19 protein-coding genes and 1 pseudogene are annotated in these 18,190 nt (G+C 62.3%); 18 read left to right on the forward strand and 2 right to left on the reverse strand.

Translation table 11 applies throughout. From position 1 onward, the window contains the following. Positions 1 to 301 precede the first annotated feature (301 nt). The 6 genes from ABDX79_RS14155 (at position 302) to ABDX79_RS14180 (ending at position 6,161) form a co-directional block, all read left to right on the forward strand. On the forward strand, positions 302 to 1,219 hold the full coding sequence (locus ABDX79_RS14155; protein WP_346220953.1) for an ABC transporter permease subunit: 918 nt from the start codon (positions 302 to 304) through the stop codon (positions 1,217 to 1,219). 5 nt (positions 1,220 to 1,224) lie between these two features. Next, complete coding sequence (gene livM / locus ABDX79_RS14160; protein ID WP_346220954.1) at positions 1,225 to 2,682, forward strand: high-affinity branched-chain amino acid ABC transporter permease LivM; 1,458 nt, start codon at positions 1,225 to 1,227, stop codon at positions 2,680 to 2,682. Positions 2,683 to 2,684: 2 nt separating this feature from the next. Further along, the gene (locus ABDX79_RS14165) at positions 2,685 to 3,689 is read left to right on the forward strand and encodes an ABC transporter ATP-binding protein (protein WP_346220955.1); all 1,005 of its coding nucleotides are present in this window, start codon (positions 2,685 to 2,687) and stop codon (positions 3,687 to 3,689) included. Continuing rightward, positions 3,686 to 4,438: an ABC transporter ATP-binding protein gene (locus tag ABDX79_RS14170; RefSeq protein ID WP_346220956.1), complete on the forward strand. Its 753-nt coding sequence runs from the start codon at positions 3,686 to 3,688 to the stop codon at positions 4,436 to 4,438. The genes ABDX79_RS14165 and ABDX79_RS14170 overlap by 4 nt, the downstream gene beginning before the upstream one ends. Beyond that, complete coding sequence (locus tag ABDX79_RS14175; RefSeq protein WP_346220957.1) at positions 4,438 to 4,785, forward strand: DUF6867 family protein; 348 nt, start codon at positions 4,438 to 4,440, stop codon at positions 4,783 to 4,785. The genes ABDX79_RS14170 and ABDX79_RS14175 overlap by 1 nt, the downstream gene beginning before the upstream one ends. Positions 4,786 to 4,952: 167 nt before the next feature. Then, on the forward strand, positions 4,953 to 6,161 hold the full coding sequence (locus tag ABDX79_RS14180; RefSeq protein WP_346220958.1) for a branched-chain amino acid ABC transporter substrate-binding protein: 1,209 nt from the start codon (positions 4,953 to 4,955) through the stop codon (positions 6,159 to 6,161). A gap of 160 nt (positions 6,162 to 6,321) precedes the next feature. Here the strand turns inward: ABDX79_RS14180 and ABDX79_RS14185 are convergent, their stop codons facing one another. Beyond that, positions 6,322 to 8,235, reverse strand: coding sequence for an FUSC family protein (locus ABDX79_RS14185; protein WP_346220959.1), 1,914 nt, complete (start codon positions 8,233 to 8,235; stop codon positions 6,322 to 6,324). A gap of 185 nt (positions 8,236 to 8,420) precedes the next feature. Between ABDX79_RS14185 and ABDX79_RS14190 the strand changes: the two genes are divergently transcribed. The 12 genes and pseudogenes from ABDX79_RS14190 to ABDX79_RS14245 all read left to right on the forward strand — a co-directional run bounded on the left by ABDX79_RS14190 (position 8,421) and on the right by ABDX79_RS14245 (position 17,159). Next, positions 8,421 to 9,281: a D-amino-acid transaminase gene (locus ABDX79_RS14190; protein WP_346220960.1), complete on the forward strand. Its 861-nt coding sequence runs from the start codon at positions 8,421 to 8,423 to the stop codon at positions 9,279 to 9,281. 37 nt (positions 9,282 to 9,318) lie between these two features. Beyond that, positions 9,319 to 9,753 (forward strand): RusA family crossover junction endodeoxyribonuclease, encoded by a 435-nt coding sequence (locus tag ABDX79_RS14195; protein WP_346220961.1) that lies wholly within the window; start codon positions 9,319 to 9,321, stop codon positions 9,751 to 9,753. Continuing rightward, positions 9,750 to 10,016, forward strand: a pseudogene (locus ABDX79_RS19750) (hypothetical protein); the annotation flags it as partial. The gene ABDX79_RS14195 and the pseudogene ABDX79_RS19750, both read left to right, overlap by 4 nt. Before the next feature lie 132 nt (positions 10,017 to 10,148). Continuing rightward, a complete protein-coding gene (locus ABDX79_RS14205) occupies positions 10,149 to 10,415 on the forward strand; it encodes a HepT-like ribonuclease domain-containing protein (protein WP_346220963.1) in 267 nt (88 codons plus the stop codon). A 133-nt stretch (positions 10,416 to 10,548) separates the two neighbouring features. After that, positions 10,549 to 11,097, forward strand: coding sequence for a biotin transporter BioY (locus ABDX79_RS14210; RefSeq protein WP_346220964.1), 549 nt, complete (start codon positions 10,549 to 10,551; stop codon positions 11,095 to 11,097). Between the two features lie 10 nt (positions 11,098 to 11,107). Then, on the forward strand, positions 11,108 to 11,782 hold the full coding sequence (locus ABDX79_RS14215) for an energy-coupling factor ABC transporter ATP-binding protein (protein ID WP_346220965.1): 675 nt from the start codon (positions 11,108 to 11,110) through the stop codon (positions 11,780 to 11,782). Next, positions 11,779 to 12,369: an energy-coupling factor transporter transmembrane component T family protein gene (locus ABDX79_RS14220; RefSeq protein ID WP_346220966.1), complete on the forward strand. Its 591-nt coding sequence runs from the start codon at positions 11,779 to 11,781 to the stop codon at positions 12,367 to 12,369. Before ABDX79_RS14215 ends, ABDX79_RS14220 begins: the two co-directional genes overlap by 4 nt. 131 nt (positions 12,370 to 12,500) lie before the next feature. Next, entirely contained in the window at positions 12,501 to 13,499 is a 999-nt protein-coding gene (locus ABDX79_RS14225; RefSeq protein WP_346220967.1) for an ABC transporter substrate-binding protein, read from the forward strand. Positions 13,500 to 13,542: 43 nt separating this feature from the next. Beyond that, a complete protein-coding gene (locus ABDX79_RS14230) occupies positions 13,543 to 14,295 on the forward strand; it encodes an ABC transporter permease (RefSeq protein ID WP_346220968.1) in 753 nt (250 codons plus the stop codon). Positions 14,296 to 14,326: 31 nt separating this feature from the next. Beyond that, on the forward strand, positions 14,327 to 15,055 hold the full coding sequence (locus tag ABDX79_RS14235) for an ABC transporter ATP-binding protein (RefSeq protein ID WP_346220969.1): 729 nt from the start codon (positions 14,327 to 14,329) through the stop codon (positions 15,053 to 15,055). 89 nt (positions 15,056 to 15,144) lie between these two features. Further along, a complete protein-coding gene (gene glpK / locus ABDX79_RS14240; protein WP_346220970.1) occupies positions 15,145 to 16,632 on the forward strand; it encodes a glycerol kinase GlpK in 1,488 nt (495 codons plus the stop codon). A gap of 275 nt (positions 16,633 to 16,907) precedes the next feature. Continuing rightward, positions 16,908 to 17,159: a ribosome modulation factor gene (locus tag ABDX79_RS14245; RefSeq protein WP_346220971.1), complete on the forward strand. Its 252-nt coding sequence runs from the start codon at positions 16,908 to 16,910 to the stop codon at positions 17,157 to 17,159. Between the two features lie 171 nt (positions 17,160 to 17,330). Here the strand turns inward: ABDX79_RS14245 and xth are convergent, their stop codons facing one another. Then, positions 17,331 to 18,134: an exodeoxyribonuclease III gene (xth, locus tag ABDX79_RS14250; protein ID WP_346220972.1), complete on the reverse strand. Its 804-nt coding sequence runs from the start codon at positions 18,132 to 18,134 to the stop codon at positions 17,331 to 17,333. Between the last annotated feature and the right edge of the window lie 56 nt (positions 18,135 to 18,190).

Raw genomic sequence — 18,190 nt, forward strand, 5'->3', positions numbered from 1 at the left:
CCCACAAGATTTGTGCCCTGCAGATTGCAGGCATCGAAGATCGCTCAACCCGCCGAAGCGTTGCGCAAATCCATCACTTACAATGATTGATGCAGCGCACATGTCTTCCACGCCCCCTCGCAAACGAAGCGAGGATTGGTGAAGTTGGCACTTGCCAGCGGGGTGATGCTATGGAATGCATCACGTTCTGAAATTGCCTTGATTTTTTTCAAGGCGAGCATTGCCGGACGCAGCGCTTCCTGACCGAGTTCAAAAAGCTGTCGATCCAAACCAAAAGCACGCGGTAAAAAGACGGGCGCGAATGGAATATTTTCTGCAGCAGCTGATCAACGGGATCACGCTGGGATCGATCTACGGATTGATCGCCATCGGATACACGATGGTCTACGGCATCATCGGCATGATCAACTTCGCCCATGGCGAGATCTTCATGATTGGCGCATTCATTGCGCTCACGACATTTCTGGCGCTGGCCGCCCTCGGCATCACCTTCCTGCCGCTGGTGCTCCTCATCATTCTCGCCGTCGCCATGCTGTTCACGGCGGTCTGGGGATGGACGATCGAGCGGGTCGCCTACCGGCCGCTGCGCGGCTCCTTCCGTCTCGCTCCGCTGATCACCGCGATCGGCATGTCGATCTTCCTGCAGAACTTCGTTCAGGTCACCCAGGGCGCGCGCGTCAAGCCGCTACCGCCGCAGATCCAGGGGGGCATCACGCTGATGGACGGGCCCGGCGGCATCGTCGTTCAGCTCTCCTACATGCAGATCATCATCATCGTCTCGACGATCGTCCTGATGACGGCCTTTTCGCTGGTGATCGGCAAGACCTCGCTCGGCCGCCAGCAGCGCGCCTGCGAGCAGGACCGCAAGATGGCCGCACTTCTCGGCGTCAACGTCGACCGCACGATCTCGCTGACCTTCGTGATGGGCGCCGCGCTCGCGGCCGTCGCCGGCACCATGTATCTGCTCTATTACGGCGTCATCGACTTCTACATCGGCTTCATAGCCGGCGTGAAAGCCTTCACCGCAGCCGTTCTCGGCGGCATCGGTTCGCTGCCGGGCGCAATGCTCGGGGGGCTCGCGATCGGCCTGATCGAGACCTTCTGGTCGGGCTATTTCTCGGTTGAATACAAGGATGTGGCCGCCTTCTCGATCCTCGCCATCGTTCTGATCTTCATGCCCTCCGGCCTGCTCGGCCGCCCGGAAGTCGAGAAGGTCTGAGGAACATGGCAAGCACCAACCAGCCAACCGCCTCGAACCGGCCCGAGGGCGAAGAGCTCGAAAACGAGGCGATCCGCGACGCGATGCAGGGCGAGCCGCCCTTCAGCCAGGCTCCGGAGGGGGACTCGCGCCTCGTCCGCTCCCTGAAGGAGGCCGGCATCACCGCTGCCCTCGTCGGCGCGCTCACCATCTTCTTCTTCATGTTCCGGACCGATATCGGAAGCGGCGGTCTCGATCTCACCTTGAGGCCGGGCCTCTGGGTCACGTGGATCGGCATCGCCTTCGTCGGCCGCTTCCTGTTGTCCTTCTTCATCTTTCGCACCGAAAGGCCGATAACGCAGCTCTTCAAGAGCACGGCTTCGCGCGGCAAATCGCTGCCGATCGGCAAGATTCTCGGCATTACCTTGCTGCTCGTCGCGATCTTCCTGCCGTTCCTGCTCGACCTGTTCCTGCCACGGCAGAACCGCTATCTGCTCGACCTGTCGATCCTGATTCTCACCTATGTGATGCTCGGCTGGGGCCTCAATATCGTCGTCGGCCTCGCCGGTCTCCTCGATCTCGGCTATGTCGCCTTCTATGCGGTGGGCGCCTATTCCTTCGCGCTCCTGTCGACGAATTTAGACCTCGGCTTCTGGGTCTGCCTGCCGATGGCCGGCCTGTTCGCGGCGCTCTGGGGCATCATGCTCGGCTTCCCGGTGCTGCGCCTGCGCGGTGACTATCTCGCCATCGTGACGCTCGCCTTCGGCGAGATCATCCGCGTCGTTCTCCTGAACTGGTACGATTTCACCGGCGGCCCGAACGGTCTTCTCGGCATTCCCAAGCCGACGCTGTTCGGCCTGGAATTCTCGCGCGGCGATGATGGCTTCGCGGCCTATTTCGGGATCGAATACAATCCGATCCAGCGCTTCATCTTCCTCTACTACATCATCCTTGCCCTCGCGCTGTTGACCAATTTCGTCACGATGCGCATGCGCAAGCTGCCCGTGGGGCGCGCCTGGGAAGCCTTGCGTGAAGACGAGATCGCCTGCCGAGCGCTCGGCATCAACACGGTCAACGTCAAGCTCTCGGCCTTTGCAACGGGTGCGATGTTCGGTGGCTTCGCCGGCTCGTTCTTCGCGACGAGACAGGGCTTCATCTCGCCTGAAAGCTTCACCTTCATCGAATCGGCGATCATCCTCGCCATCGTCGTTCTCGGGGGTCTCGGCTCGCAGCTCGGCGTCGTCATCGCCTCGGTGGTGATGATCGGCGGCATCGAGCTCCTTCGCAATCTCACCGTTCTCGAAGCGGTGTTCGGTGCGGGCTTCGATCCGACCCAGTACCGTATGCTGATCTTCGGTCTCGCGATGGTCGCGATCATGGTCTGGAAGCCGAGAGGTCTCATATCGACCCGCGTTCCGTCGGTGTTCTACAAGGAAAAGAAAAAGATCGGCGCCGATCTCGTCAGCCAGGGCGAGGGTCACTGATCATGTCCAGCATCATGCAAGACAAGAAAGCCACGCCTGCCGCCCACGCCCGGTGGACCGACGATCCGGTCCTGACGGTCGAGCATCTGACCATGCGCTTCGGCGGGCTCGTCGCCATCGACAACCTGTCCTTCAGTGTCGGACGCGGCGATATCACGGCGCTGATCGGCCCGAACGGCGCCGGCAAGACCACGGTCTTCAACTGCGTTACGGGCTTCTACAAGCCGACCGAGGGCCGCATCGTGCTTCGGCGCGGCAAGAAGCCGACCGACGCCTCGATTGCGGACCTGACGAAGTCCGGCCAGCAATACAGCCGCGAGGGCGAAGACGGCATCTATCTCCTGGAGCGGATGAACGACTTCCGCATCACGGCGACGGCCGGCGTCGCGCGCACCTTCCAGAATATCCGTCTCTTCGGCGGCATGACGGTTCTGGAAAACCTGCTCGTCGCCCAGCATAACCATCTGATGCGCGCTTCGGGATATTCGATCGCCGGCCTGCTCGGCCTTCCGGGCTGGCGACGCGAAGCAGAGCGCGCCAAGGAGAAGGCAATCGCGTGGCTCGACCGCATTTCGCTTCTCGACCGAGCCGACGATCCCGCAGCCGATCTTTCCTATGGCGACCAGCGCCGGCTGGAGATCGCGCGGGCCATGTGCACCAATCCGCGCCTTCTCTGCCTCGACGAGCCGGCCGCCGGCCTGAACCCGCGTGAGTCGGCCGAACTGAATGATCTCTTGCGCTCGATCCGCGACCGCGACGGCGTCTCGGTTCTTCTCATCGAGCACGATATGGGCGTCGTCATGGAAATCTCAGACCACATCGTGGTGCTCGACTACGGCAAGAAGATCGCCGACGGCGATGCCCGCGCCGTGCGCGACGATCCGAAGGTGATCGCTGCCTATCTCGGCGTCGACGACGAGGAGGTCGATGAGGTGGAGGAAGACCTCAAGCACCCGGCCTCACAGAAGGCGGCGACACAAACCATGTCCGACGGAGGCCAGGCATGAGCGCGGTGATCGACGATTCCGAAAATCGCGAACTTCTCCTGTCGATCCGCGGCGTCGAGACGTTCTACGGCAAGATCCAGGCGCTGCGCGGCGTCGATGTCGATGTCTATAGCGGCGAGATCGTCACGCTGATCGGCGCGAACGGCGCCGGCAAGTCGACGCTGATGATGACGATCTGCGGCTCGCCCCAGGCACGCAACGGCCAGATCATCTATCGCGGCGACGACATCACGCGGCTGCCGACCCACGACATCATGTCCCGCTCGATCGCCCAGTCCCCCGAGGGCCGGCGCATCTTCTCGCGCATGACGGTGATGGAAAACCTGCAGATGGGCGCGATCCTGGAGGATCCGAAAGACTTCCAGTCCGACCTCGACAAGGTGTTCGAGCTGTTTCCGCGCCTCAAGGAACGGCGCGGCCAGCGCGGCGGAACGCTGTCGGGCGGCGAGCAGCAGATGCTGGCCATCGGCCGCGCGCTGATGAGCCGGCCCAAGCTTCTTTTGCTTGACGAGCCCTCTCTCGGCCTTGCCCCGCTGATCGTGAAACAGATCTTCTCGGCGATCGGTGAACTCAACCGGACCGAAGGGCTCACGGTGTTCCTCGTGGAACAGAACGCCTTCCACGCACTGCGCCTCGCCCATCGCGGTTATGTCATGGTCAACGGCTCGATCACGATGAGCGGGACCGGCAAGGAACTCCTGTCGCGCGAAGAAGTGCGCAGCGCCTATCTTGAAGGGGGAGCCCACTGATGGAAGCCGAAATGGGTCTCATCTGGGAAGTCTCGATCTGGGAATTCGTCTTCGTCACCGTCATCCTCGGCGGTGCAGCCGCCTTCGCGATCGGGCGCTCGACGGCGATGGCCTGGAGCGGCTGGGGGCTGATGGCCTTCTATGTGTTCCTGCTCGACATCGCGGTACGCTTCATTCACTTCAGCCTGTTCGACGGCACGTTCTTTCTTCCGCTCGATGGGTTCGGGACCGCGCTTTATTACGGCGTCGTCGACTATATCGTCCTGTTCGCGATCGCGGCCGCAGGCCGAAGCTATGTGCGAAATCGTCAGATGGCGCGGCAGTACGGCTTCCTGAAGGCTGGCTGACAGTTCGAATCCCTTGGTGAATCGCCTCTTAATTCACCAAGGTCGAAAAAAGCGGCGAAACGACTAGCCAAAGTGATTTCGACCGTCTTTAATCCGCCTCAGGCATGGAACCCCATTCCTGACCCAATCCCCTTACCGGGGCACAACAAATCGACCAGGGAGCATTCATGAAAAAGGCACTTCTAGCCGGCGCGGCACTCGGTCTCGTCTTCACGGGCGCGGCCAAGGCTGACATCACGATCGGTGTCGCAGGCCCGATGACCGGCCAGTATGCAAGCTTCGGCGAGCAGCTTCGCGTCGGCGCCGAACAGGCTGTGGCTGACATCAACGAAGCCGGCGGCGTCAACGGCGAAATGCTGCAGCTCTCCATCGGTGACGACGCGTGCGATCCGAAACAGGCCGTGGCGGTCGCGAACAACTTCGCGTCCGAAGGCGTGCCCTTCGTGGCAGGTCACTTCTGCTCGGGCTCCTCGATCCCGGCGTCCCAGGTCTATGCCGACGAGCAGATCATCGAGATCACGCCGGCTTCCACCAATCCGGACTACACCGACCAGCGCCCGGGCGACGGCATCTTCCGCGTCTGCGGCCGTGACGACCAGCAGGGCGAAGTCGCCGGCGCCTACATCGCCGAGAACTTCCCCGATGCCAATGTCGCGATCCTGAACGACAAGACCGCTTACGGTAAGGGCCTCGCCGACCAGACCCAGAAATACTACGAGGAAGCCGGCAAGACGCCCGCCCTCGTCGAAGCCTATACGGCCGGTGAAAAGGACTACACCTCGCTCGTCACCAAGATGAAGCAGGCCGGCATCGACCTCGTCTATATCGGCGGCTACCACACCGAAGCCGGCCTGATGGCGCGCCAGATGCGCGAGCAGGGCATGGATACGGTCATCATGTCGGGTGACGCGCTCGTCACCGACGAATACTGGGCCATCACCGGCGATGCCGGCCAGGGCACCCTGATGACCTTCTCGCCCGATCCGCGCAACAACGAGTCCGCCAAGCCGGTGGTCGAGAAGCTCGAGGCCGAAGGCAAGACGACCGAAGGCTACGTCCTTTACACCTACGCCGCGATCCAGGCATGGGCCGATGCAGCCAACGAAGCCGGCTCCACCGACTTCGACCCGGTCGTCGAAGCGCTCAACAGCGGCGACTTCTCCACCGTCATCGGTGACCTGTCCTTCGACGACAAGGGCGACGTAACCCTGCCGGGCTACGTCATGTACGAGTGGAACGACGGCAAGTATGCCGAGTTGAACTCCGCCTCCGGCGGTGCCGAAGCCGGTACGGCCGACGATGCCGGTGCCACTGGCGACGCCGCTGCTGAAGAGAGCCCGTCCACCGACGCGCCGACGGACGGCTCCTCGAACTGATGCTGATATCAGCCCCGTGTCGCCGGCATCGGTGACACGGACGCTGTAACGAATGATCTGAGAAGGCCCCAGCGATCGACGCCGGGGCCTTTTTTATGAGCCCCGTTCTTCAGCCATCGACACCGGACAACAAGCCGGATGCCGGAGCGGTCTTTCGCGTCTATCGGCCTTCGGCGAGAAAACCGTCGACGATCCTGTTCATTACGGCGACAATCAAACGCGGCTCGTCCCGGTTCGTCACGTCCGTACTCCCCACCACCGGCGGAAGAAGGGAGCCCTTGTCGAAATAGCCGGATTGCGCAGCGAGTTGTTCCAGCTTTGCCGCGAGGCTGTCGACTTCGCTCGCCAGCGCCTCGCGATCCACCCCCGAAAGATCTCCTCGCGAGACATGGCCGCCGAGCACGTGGACGAAGTGGGCGAGCCCTCGCATGCGAAACAGCGTCCGGCGCACGGGGCCGGGACGGCGCTGCATCTGCCAGGGGCTGCCGATCCCCCTCGCAGCCGTCACCACACCGTCATAGGACCGGTCGAGCGCCCGTTCCAGCGCCAGCTTGTCCGCGCCGTGCTCGCCCCGCAGCGCTGCCGAAATCGCGGAGAGGGAGCCCTGCGCCGCCTTGAAATAATCCCGGGCCGCGTCGTCCGCCGCCCCTCGGGCCGTACGGGGGAAAACCACGAAGCTCACGAAGATGCCGGCGAGCGCGCCGATCAGCGTCTCCTCGAGGCGAAGAATGAGAAGGTCGGGCGTGAAGACGCCGATCAGCCCGTAGATCAACGAAATCGCGATTGTGATGAAGAAAGTCATCACCGCATAGGAGACGATGAGAAAGTAGAAGGCGACGAAGATCGAGACGATCGCAAGAGCCGAAGAGAGAACGACATCGCCAGCAAGGAGCGTCGCGAGCCCGATGCCGAAAACGATGCCCAACAGCGTTCCGACCGCTCGCGACAAGCCCCGAATCAGCGTATCGCCACGCGACTGGACATTGGTGAAGACAAGGAAGGCGGTCAGAATCGCCCAGAACCAGCGGGTGGGCGAAAGAAGGAGGCCGCCCCCCATGGCGATCCCCGTTGCGAGCGTGACCTGCAGTGCCGTGCGCAGGGCCGGGTCCGAGACCAGGCCGGTGAACTGGGGCGCCGGCGGACGCTGAAGCGGTACGGCCTTGCCTTCGAATGCCTCGGCCGGCAATTCGCGCGCCAGGCGGTGCATGCGGCCGAGTGCTTCATGGAAGCGCGCGTCGATCCGGGCTTCGAATGCGCGATCGGGCCGTTCGGCGAATATCGCAGCGGTTCTGATCTCCGCGATCACCTGAACATCCATCAGGCATTCCGCCATGGCACGGCGCGCGGGCTCCGCCGTTTCGCTCGCGGCCCTCACCGGAAGGTCGCCGTCGGCGACAAGAAGCGCGTCGCGCAATTCGTTCTCCGCGCCGATCAACGTCTCGCGCAATGCACCGGCGTCCCGGCTCCCAGCCAGCGCGAACAGGCGCGACAGCGACCGTGCCCGCGAGCCGACCGCGATGATCGCGATCTCGAAATCCTTCGAGCGCCGTTCGGGCAAGACGGTGTTGCGCAGGATATGGGCAACCACGCTCGAGATCAGAATAGCGACCGCGATGCCGCCAAGATCCCCGGCGCCGGGTTTCAGATAACCTGCGATGAAAGTGCACATGAAGGCATACATGCCGACAGCGTTCCACCGAACGCCGAAACGCCGGATATAAACGGCACCAAAAATCACCACGAGAAACCACATCTCGACCCCCGCCTGGACCGGCAAGAGAAGAGTGACGACACCGATCGACGCAAGGCCCGCAAGACCGCACCAGAAGCGCGTGATAGCGCGCTGGCGCGTGCCGATATCGCGCACGGCAAGCGCGCCCTGCAGCGCCGTGACAATGCCGACGCCATAGGCCGTGAAGGGAAGCGGATGAATGAGGTGGGCAAGCGCCAGGGCTATCCCGACGCCGATGACGGTGAGCGTCGTGCGCAGGGCCATCCGCAGGCGCGCGCGGCTTGGATCGCTCGTTGCGATCCGCGCACCGAGACTGGCAAGACCACGCCTCAGACCATTCATCAATGCACCGGCTCCGTTATTGCCTCGTCCGACGGCCCCCGAGGCCGGCGCTTCAAACCCTTGCGAGTGCGCCCAGGGAGAGAAAGCACGTCCGGCTCGCCTCCCCGCATCGTTCTGCCTTCCCATAGCGCGATGATGACGATACATCGACCTCGGTTTCACCGCCCCGTCGAGGAGGAGCGCACATGCCCCGCATCATCTATGTCAACGGCTCTTACGTCCCCGAAACCGAAGCCAAGATCTCTGTCTTTGATCGCGGCTTCCTCTTCGCCGACGGCATCTACGAGGTGACGGCAGTGCTCTCGGGCAAGCTCGTGGATTTTTCGGGCCATATGAAGCGGCTTCGCCGTTCGCTGTCCGAACTCGCCATGGCATCCCCCGCGAGCGACGACGACCTTCTCGCCATCCACCGCGATCTCATCTCCCGAAACGGGATCGAGGATGGCCTCGTCTACATGCAGATCACGCGCGGCGCCGCCGAGCGGGACTTTGCCTTTCCGCCCGAAGGGACCGAACCGAGCCTCGTCCTCTTCACGCAGGAAAAGGCCCTGCGCGAGACGCCGGCCTCGAAGACCGGCATCACGGTCGCGACGGTTCCCGATCTTCGCTGGAGCCGACGCGACATCAAGACGGTGCAGCTGCTCTATCCCTCCATGGCCAAGATGGAGGCCAAGGGCAAAGGTGCCGACGATGCCTGGATGGTCGATGGAGACGGTTTCGTCACAGAAGGCACCTCGAACAACGCCTATATCGTCAAGGCGGACGGCACGGTCGTCACCCGGCATCTGTCGAACGACATCCTGCACGGCATCACCCGCGCCGCCGTCGTCGGCCTTTCGGAACAGGAAGGCCGCAGCGTGGAGGTGCGTCCCTTCACCGTCGAGGAGGCCAAAGCCGCACAGGAGGCCTTCGTCACCTCCGCCTCCGCCTTCGTCATGCCGGTCGTTTCGATCGACGGCACGACAATCGGCGCCGGTGCCCCCGGAGACTTCACCCGCCGCCTGCGCGAGCGCTACATCGCCCATGCCGAGGAAACAGCGATTTGAGCGCCTAGAGTCACTGTGCCGAGCAGCCGAGTAAGAGATGTCAGAAACGCCAAAGCTCTATCCGCTCGAATTTCTCGTTATCGGCACCCCGAGGACACAGCAGACGAAAAGCTCCAAAAGCAGAGAGGATTGGAAGCGGCGCGTTGCGGAGGCAGCAGACAAGCAGATTTCAGCCATCAACGGCGCTACGACACCTGATGGCCGCCCCATTTCTGCGATGATCTACTATTGTCCCACAGATCAGATGGCAGGCGACATCGACAACATCGTCAAACCGATCCTGGATGCGTTAATTGGCATTGCTTATCTAGATGATGGCGCGATCGAGCGAGTCACTGTGCAGAAATTCGAACCGGGTGGTGGCTGGACGTTCGCAAACCAGACGACAGAGCTTTCGAAAGCTATCGAAGAGGACCAACCTGTCGTTTATATTCGGTTGGAAGACGATCTGAGCTGGAGGCAGGTAGGATGATATCGCTTTCTTCGCTACCGGTAACGCAAGCCGACGAGCAGACCGCGCTTCAGACGGTTCAACGGCGCTACGAAGCTCAAGGCTATACCTTCGAAGTCCTTCGCGAGCCGTCTGAGCTTCCACCATTTTTCAAAAGCTACGTGCCGGATGCGATCGCTCGCAAGGGCGACGAACGCGTTGCGGTTGAAATCAAGTTCCGCGGTTCGCCGACAGATGGGAACGACATTGAAGAGGTAAGACAGCGCTTCAAGGATCGTGACGATTGGAGTCTCAACATATTCATCACCGACATTCGTAGGGGTGGGGTCATCCCGAAACCGGAGCGAGCGCAGATTAGCCGAGGGATCGCGGACGCTCGGGATCTCTTGCAGAATGGCCATTCTCGCCTCGCTTTCGTGGCAGCATGGTCTCTTCTGGAGGCGAGCTTCCGTTATATCGACACCGGGGAAGCCTCCGTAAAGCGATTTGCCCCTGGTACGGTTCTGCAATCACTCTCGATGGAAGGTTATATCGAAGAGGAACGCGAAGAGGCCTTGCGAAACCTGGTCGACACCCGAAACCGTATCGTGCACGGCGATCTTGAGATCGAGCCGACGAATGAGATGGTCGAGCTCGTGCTCGATACGGTCGAGACCGTCCTTAAGACTGACGCCGATCTTTGATCGCGAACGAACACGTCGTTGGCGCGCGGCGGTGAATATCCAGCACGCTAAAGCGTCTTAGTTTGCATTGCGGAACCGGAGCGGCTCGGCTAGGCACGCTCGCATCATCGACGCGTTTTCGGGATCCAGATCAATGACAACCCGCGATATCGTTCTGATCGCCTTGTTTGCAGCATTGATGGCTGTTCTCGGAGCGTTTCCGCCGCTCGCGGTGCCGGTCATACCGGTGCCCATCACCGCACAATCGCTTGGGCCGATGCTTGCGGGCGGCATCATCGGCGCTAGGCGCGGGGCGCTTTCGATGGCGCTTTTCCTGCTTCTCGTGGCAATCGGCCTCCCGCTGCTCTCCGGCGGACGCGGCGGGCTCTCAGTCTTTGCCGGGCCGACGGTCGGTTACCTGTTCGGCTGGATCGCCGCAGCCTATGTCATCGGCTGGCTGACGGAGCGAAACTGGCGCAAGCTCGGTTTCCCGATGGCATTTCTGAACTGTCTTATCGGCGGCATCTTCGTGATCTATGCGATCGGCGTGCCCTTCACAGCCTTCGTCGCCGGCATTCCGCTCTGGACGTCGCTTGCCGGTTCCGCGCCCTTCATCCCGGGCGATATCGTCAAGGCGGTCGTCGCCGCGCTGGTCATCGTCACGCTGAAACGAGCCTATCCGCTGGTCGAAGCCCGCAGTTAGAGCCGGGCGCATGATCGGTCTCGACTGCGTCTCGGTCAGGCGGAACGATACGCTCGTCCTCCACAATCTCACACTCGAACTCGTCGAACGACGCATCGGGATTATCGGTGCGAACGGATCGGGAAAAAGCACGTTCGCGCGCCTCCTCAACGGGTTGATCCTGCCCGGCGAGGGCACGGTCACCGTTGATGGGCTCGATACGAAGGCCAAGACGAAAGAGGTTCGGCGGCGTGTCGGCTTCGTGTTTCAGAATCCCGACAACCAGATCGTCTATCCGACGGTCGGCGAGGATATCGCCTTCGGTCTGAAAGCGAGAAAATGGCCGAAGGCCGATATCGAAGCCCGCATCGAAAGCGTTCTCGAACGCTATGGCCTGAAGGGCTTCGAAGATCGACTCGTCCATGAACTGTCAGGCGGCGAGCGTCAGATGGTGGCCTTCGCAGGTGTCATGGCGCTGGAGCCGGACTGGCTCGTCCTCGATGAGCCGACCACGCTTCTCGACAGGCGCAACACCAACCGGGTAATGCGCACGGTCTCGGAGATTTCACAAAACATCGTCTTCGTGACGCATGATCTCGATCGACTTTCCGGCTTTGACCGCGTCATCGTCTTCGAGGGGGGCCGGATCGCGTTCGACGGACCGCCCGCCGAGGCGATCCCGTTCTATGTCGAGCTGACGCGATGATCGCCGGGCTCTATAGGCCGGGGACGAGCTTTCTCCACCGCATGAAAGCCGGCCACAAGCTGATCGCGCTGATTGTTTTCGGCACGGTGCTCCTCTCGGTTCCGCAGATCGCACTGTCGGCAGGCGGCCTCGCCGCAGTCGCCGCCGCCTATCTCGTCGCCGGCTTTTCCGGCTCCATGATCTTGCGGCAGATTCGGCCTGCAGCCTTCGTGCTCGCAATTCTATTCGCGGCCCAGCTCTGGCTGGCCGGCCTCGATACAGCCGTTCTTGTCCTCACGCGCTTTTCCGCACTCATTCTCGCGGCAGCGCTCGTCACCCTGACGACGCGAACGAGCGATCTCGTCGCGGCGATCGAGACCGCGCTCGGCCCCTTCGAGCGGTTCGGCGTCAATGTTGAAAAGACCAGCCTCGCCATATCTCTGACGATCCGCTTCATCCCACTCGTGTCGCAGGTGGTCGATGAGGTTCGCGAGGCGCAGGCCGCCCGTGGCGGGCGACGGTCCATCGTCGCGCTCGCCGTTCCGGTCACGATCCGGCTTCTGAAGACGGCTGACGCGATCGCCGAGGCGATCGACACCAGGTCCTGACCTTGAAACGAAGGGAACCCGGGAAAAAGTCCCGTTGTCCCAAAGTCCTGCTCGCGCCCCTGACGGGCAGGATCGGATTCCTGTAAGATGGCGATCGAAGAGATTTCGACGATTTTGGGAGGATCGGCGATATGACATCCATGCGCATCGTGCTGGCTGCGGCCGCCATGCTTTTTGCCTGCGGCACGGTCGTCGCACAGGACAGGAGCGACAGCCCCGAGCCAGTGCGCATCGGCGTTCTCAAATACGGAACGGTGAACTGGGAACTCGACGCCATGACCCGCGAGGGCCTCGATGAGGCGAACGGGGTCGATGTCGAGATCGTGCCCTTTGCCGGCGAGAGCGCATCCAATGTCGCGCTTCAGGCGGGCGATGTGGACATGATCGTGTCGGATTGGCTCTGGGTATCGCGCCAGCGCGCGAGCGGCGCCGACTACACCTTCGCGCCCTACTCCACCTCGGTCGGCTCGATGATGATCCCCGGCGACAGCGATGTCTCAGATCTCGGCGACCTCAAGGGCAAGACGATCGGCGTTGCCGGCGGGCCGCTCGACAAGAACTGGCTGCTGATCCAGGCGCTCGCGAAACGGGACTTCGGCACAGATCTTTCAGCCGAAAACGAGATCGCCTTCGGCGCGCCGCCGCTGCTGGCCGAAAAGGCCCGATCCGGCGAGCTCGATGCCGTGCTCAACTTCTGGCACTATGCCGCACGGCTGGAGGCGGACGGCTTCAAGCCCCTGATCTCCGGCACAGATGCTGCGATCGCCATGGGCACGGAAGGCCCCGTGGCTTCGATCGGCTGGGTCTTCCGCGAGAGCTTTGCCGAAGAACATCCGGCGGCCATCGAGGGCTTTCTTAGCGCCGATCGCGCAACCAAGGACCTTCTTGCGACTTCCGATGAAGCATGGGAGACGCTTCGCCCACTGATGAAGCCGGAGGACGACAAGGCATACCAGACCCTTATCGAGCGCTATCGCGAAGGCATTCCCGCACGCAGCGCCGCAGACGAGGTCAAGGATACGGAAAAACTCTATGCTCTCCTCTACCAGATCGGCGGCGAAAAGCTGGTCGGCCCCAGCGAAACGCTGATGGAGGGGACCTACCACACCGGCCTCGGCCATGGCGATTGATATCCATGGGACGGCCAGCGAAGGACGCATTAATCGGCGCGCAATGCGCGGTCTGACACCGAAAGCCGTCACAGCCCTCTCGCTCATCGGCCTCCTCGCCATCTGGTGGGTGAGTGCGATCCTTGCAGACAGCCGGGTGCTTCCGGGCCCGCCCGCCGTCTTCGAGGCGTTCTGGAGGGACGCGGTGACGGGCGAACTCTGGTTCAACCTCGCCATGACGTTGATGCGGGTGTTCTTCGCCTTCATCCTCGCCATGGTGATCGGTTCGGCGATCGGGATCGGGCTCGGCGTCAGCCGGGAAGCCAATCGCTTCTTCGACCCCTGGCTGATCCTCTTCCTCAACATCCCGGCGCTCGTCGTCATCGTGCTCGCCTATATCTGGTTCGGCCTCAACGAGGTGGCGGCCATCGGGGCAATCGCCGTCAACAAGATCCCGAATGTCGTCGTCACCATGCGCGAGGGGGCCCGCGCCCTCGACCGGGATCTGCGGGAGATGGCCGAGGTCTATCGCTTCAGTGCGATGAAGCGCATGCGCCATGTCGTGCTGCCACAGCTCCAGCCCTATTTCGCAGCCGCGTCGCGCTCGGGGCTCGCCCTCATCTGGAAGATCGCCCTCGTCGTCGAGCTTCTCGGCCGCTCCAACGGTGTCGGTTTCCAGATCAACCTCTATTTCCAGCTCTTCGATGTCGCCGGCATCCTCGCCTATACGCTCGCTTTCGTCGCCGTCATGTTGTTGATCGAATTCCTCATCGTCCAGCCACTGGAAGCCCACACGACACGGTGGCGGCGGAGCTGAATTGACAAGCGAGCATCCCGAAGCCGGCTCCATGGCAGCCTCGCACCCGCTCGATGTCTCGATCTCGGGCAAGGTGTTCAGGAGCGCCGATGGTCAAGCGATCCATGCGATTGAAAATATTGCCTTCACCGCGCCGGAGGGGTCGTTCACGACGCTGATCGGCCCCTCCGGCTGCGGCAAGACGACGGCGCTGCGCATCGTTCTCGGTCTCGACGAAGATTACGAAGGGACGATTTCCCGGCCAGACAAGAATGGCCGGATCGCCGTCGTCTTCCAGGAACCACGCCTCCTGCCTTGGCGCACGGTGGAACAGAATGTGCGCCTTGCGCTCCCGGACGACATGGCCGGCGAAAATTTAGACGAACTGTTCGCCATTGTCGGCCTGTCGGAGATGCGCCGGCGATTTCCGACCGAGCTTTCCCTCGGCCTTGCCCGCCGGGTCGCCCTCGCCCGCGCTTTCGCGATCCGGCCCAGCCTCCTGCTTCTCGACGAACCCTTCGTCTCGCTCGACGAGATGACGGCGACGCGCCTGCGTCAGCTCCTCATCGAGGTCTGGTCCGCCCGCCGGACGACGGCGCTCATGGTCACGCACAATCTGCGCGAGGCCGTGCAGCTGTCGGACCGGATCGTCTTCCTCACCGAGCGCCCGTCGACGGTGCGGGGCGTCCACGAGATCGACCGCCCGCGCGAAGCCCGCGATGGTGACTGGCGAGAATCCGAGGTCAAGCTGATCGACGAGCGATTCCCCGGCGTTCTTTGAACAGGATCAGGGTTCCCGGCAACCTTCAAGGGGTTCGCCGAAACGCGCTACGGCGCTAGACTTCGTTCGAAGTTGGAGGAGGAATCAATATGTCCGGATATGTACTTGCGATCGACCAGGGAACGACATCCTCGCGGGCGATCGTCTTCGACGACCAGTTTCGCGTCGTCGGCGTCGGCCAAAAGGAATTTGCCCAGCATTTTCCCCGCTCGGGCTGGGTCGAGCACGATCCGGAGGATATCTGGAAGTCGGTAATCGAAACGATCCGTACGGCGCTCAGTGACGCCTCGATCTCCGCTTCCGACATCGCCGCCATCGGCATCACCAACCAGCGCGAGACGGTTGTGATCTGGGACCGCGCGACCGGCAAGCCGATCCACAACGCCATCGTCTGGCAGGATCGTCGCACGGCCGATATCTGCCGCCAGCTCCATGACGACGGCGCCGAGGCGATGATGACGGAAAAGACCGGGCTCCTGATCGATCCCTATTTTTCAGGCACGAAGATCGCCTGGATGCTTGATCATGTGGACGGCGCACGGACAAAGGCTGATGCTGGTGATCTTGCGTTCGGAACCGTCGACACCTTCCTTTTGTGGCGTCTGACGGGAGGCAAGGTTCACGCGACCGACACGACGAATGCCTGCCGGACCCAGCTCTTCGATATCTCCGAAAACGCATGGGACGACGACCTCCTGAGGCTCTTGCGCGTGCCCCGCGCAATCCTTCCCGAAGTGAAGGATTGCGACGCGGAGTTCGGCGTCACCGACGCCTCGCTCCTCGGCGCAGGCATTCCGATCCGTGGCATTGCCGGCGATCAGCACGCAGCAACGCTCGGTCAGGCCTGTTTTCAGCCCGGCATGCTGAAGAGCACCTATGGCACAGGCTGTTTCGCCGTTCTCAACACCGGCGCGGATCGCGTGCCGTCGACCAACAGGCTCTTGACCACAGTCGCCTACCGGCTTTCGGGCCAGACGACCTATGCCCTTGAGGGCTCGATCTTCGTTGCGGGCGCGGCCGTTCAGTGGCTGCGGGACGGGCTCGGTATCGTCGACCGCGCCGAGGAAACCGGCCCCATGGCGGACGGGGCGGACGCCAGTCAGGACGTCGTCATGGTGCCCGCCTTTACCGGCCTTGGCGCGCCATGGTGGAATGCGGAAGCGCGCGGCGCGATCTACGGCCTGACGCGCAAATCCGGCCCGAAGGAAATCGCGCGGGCGGCGCTTGAAGCGACGTGCTTCCAGACCGCCGATCTTCTGCGCGCCATGCGGCAGGACTTCTCCGGTAACGCGGACACGGTTCTCCGCGTCGATGGCGGTATGGTGGCCAGCGACTGGACCATGCAGCGCCTTGCCGATCTGTTGGACGCACCAGTCGACCGGCCGGTGGTCCTCGAGACCACGGCCCTTGGCGCTGCCTGGATCGCCGGCCACGCTGCCGGCGTCTGGCCGGATCAGGCCGGGTTCGCCGAGCGCTGGCGGTTGGAGCGCCAGTTCCAGCCGAAGATGGCTGCGGTCGAGCGGGGCCGGCGTCTTGTCCTTTGGGAAAACGCGATCAAGCGCACGCTCGCCGCTTGAAATCCATCGCCGGCGCCGGACGCAGGGACGGCGAAGGCTTTTGGGGTCCTTGAGACGATATCGAGACACGAAGCGAAGCAAAGACAGGGTTGTCAATCGCCTCGTACTGTCGGCTAAGTAACAAAGACTCGCAATTCCTCACATTTTCGCGTTCATTAAACGTCGGGCAACCGTAATCGGTGATTTTGTCGATGCAGCTGCCTGGACCGAGCGGTTGCGTTGAGCGGCGGCGGCTTCGGCTCGTCGGTTTGTTGTTTGAGTACGGTGGTATCAACATGCACGACGAAATGCAGGTTTTGTCGCCTCAGGCGGCGACCAAACTAGCACGTTCGAACCTTGCCTATGCAATCGACATGGCCAAGGCGGAACGCGCCTTCTATCAAGCCGGACGGACCGCTTTTCAGCAGGGCCGGAACGAAGGGGCCTGTCCCTATCCGGGCTCTTCGGCGCGGGCCAAACTCTGGCTGCTCGGCTTCAACGAGGCGCGCGATGCCGAGGATCAGAAACTCTCCAATCGCTGGCGCTGAAACGGCGGCTCATACCGCCAGAGGTTTGCAAGCACCGCTTGGCTGTCGAAGGCCCGGCTGCAGCCCGCGCGGCGTTTGAGTGTTCTTCAAATCCGTTATCGCGAAGCGATCGAACGGATTTCGTATAAGACGAGAATTGACCCTGAGATCAATTCATTTGCCCGTCAGTATTCACACGGCAAAACGGGCCGTTACCGGCACATGGTCGGAGGGCCGCTCCCAGCCACGGGCATCGGTCAGGACGCTGACATCCGACAGTGTCCCGGCGATATCGGCCGAACTCCAGATGTGATCGAGACGCCGGCCGCGATTGGAGGCCGCCCAGTCCTTGGCCCGGTAGCTCCACCAGGTGAAGAGCTTCTCCTCCATCGGAATGTGCTGGCGCATCAGATCGGTCCAGCCGCCTTCGGTCATCGCTGTGACAAGGCCTTCGGTCTCGACCGGCGTATGGGAGACGATCTTGAGCATCTGCTTGTGGGACCAGACATCCATCTCGTAGGGCGCGATATTGAGGTCGCCGCACAAGAGAGCGGAGACGCCCTGTTCGCCCTCGGCGCGCATCTTTCGCATTTCCTCGACGAATTGCAGCTTGTGCCGGAATTTCGGATTGGCTTCCGGATCGGGCACGTCGCCGCCAGCCGGCACGTAAAGATTATGCACCCGGATCTTGCGGTCTCCGACCGCCAGCCTGACGGAGAGATGGCGGGCATCCCCCACCTCGCAAAAATCCTGCCGCACCACGTCATCGAAGGGCAGTTTCGAGAGAACGGCCACCCCGTGATAGCCTTTCTGGCCGTGAAGCGCGACATGGTCGTAGCCAAGCCCCTCGAAGGCCGAATGAGGAAACTGCTCGTTCGTGCACTTCGTCTCCTGAAGACACAGGACATCGGGCTGTTCCATCTTGAGGAACTGCACGACGATTTCGGCGCGAAGGCGAACGGAGTTGATATTCCAGGTCGTCAGCGAAAAGGTCATGGAAAGCGTCTTCTTCTGGAAATGGAATCAAGCGGGCGTGACCCGTTCCGATTACC

Origin of the sequence: Fulvimarina fulva (genome assembly GCF_039652615.1) — a bacterium.
Classification (GTDB): Bacteria; Pseudomonadota; Alphaproteobacteria; order Rhizobiales; family Rhizobiaceae; genus Fulvimarina.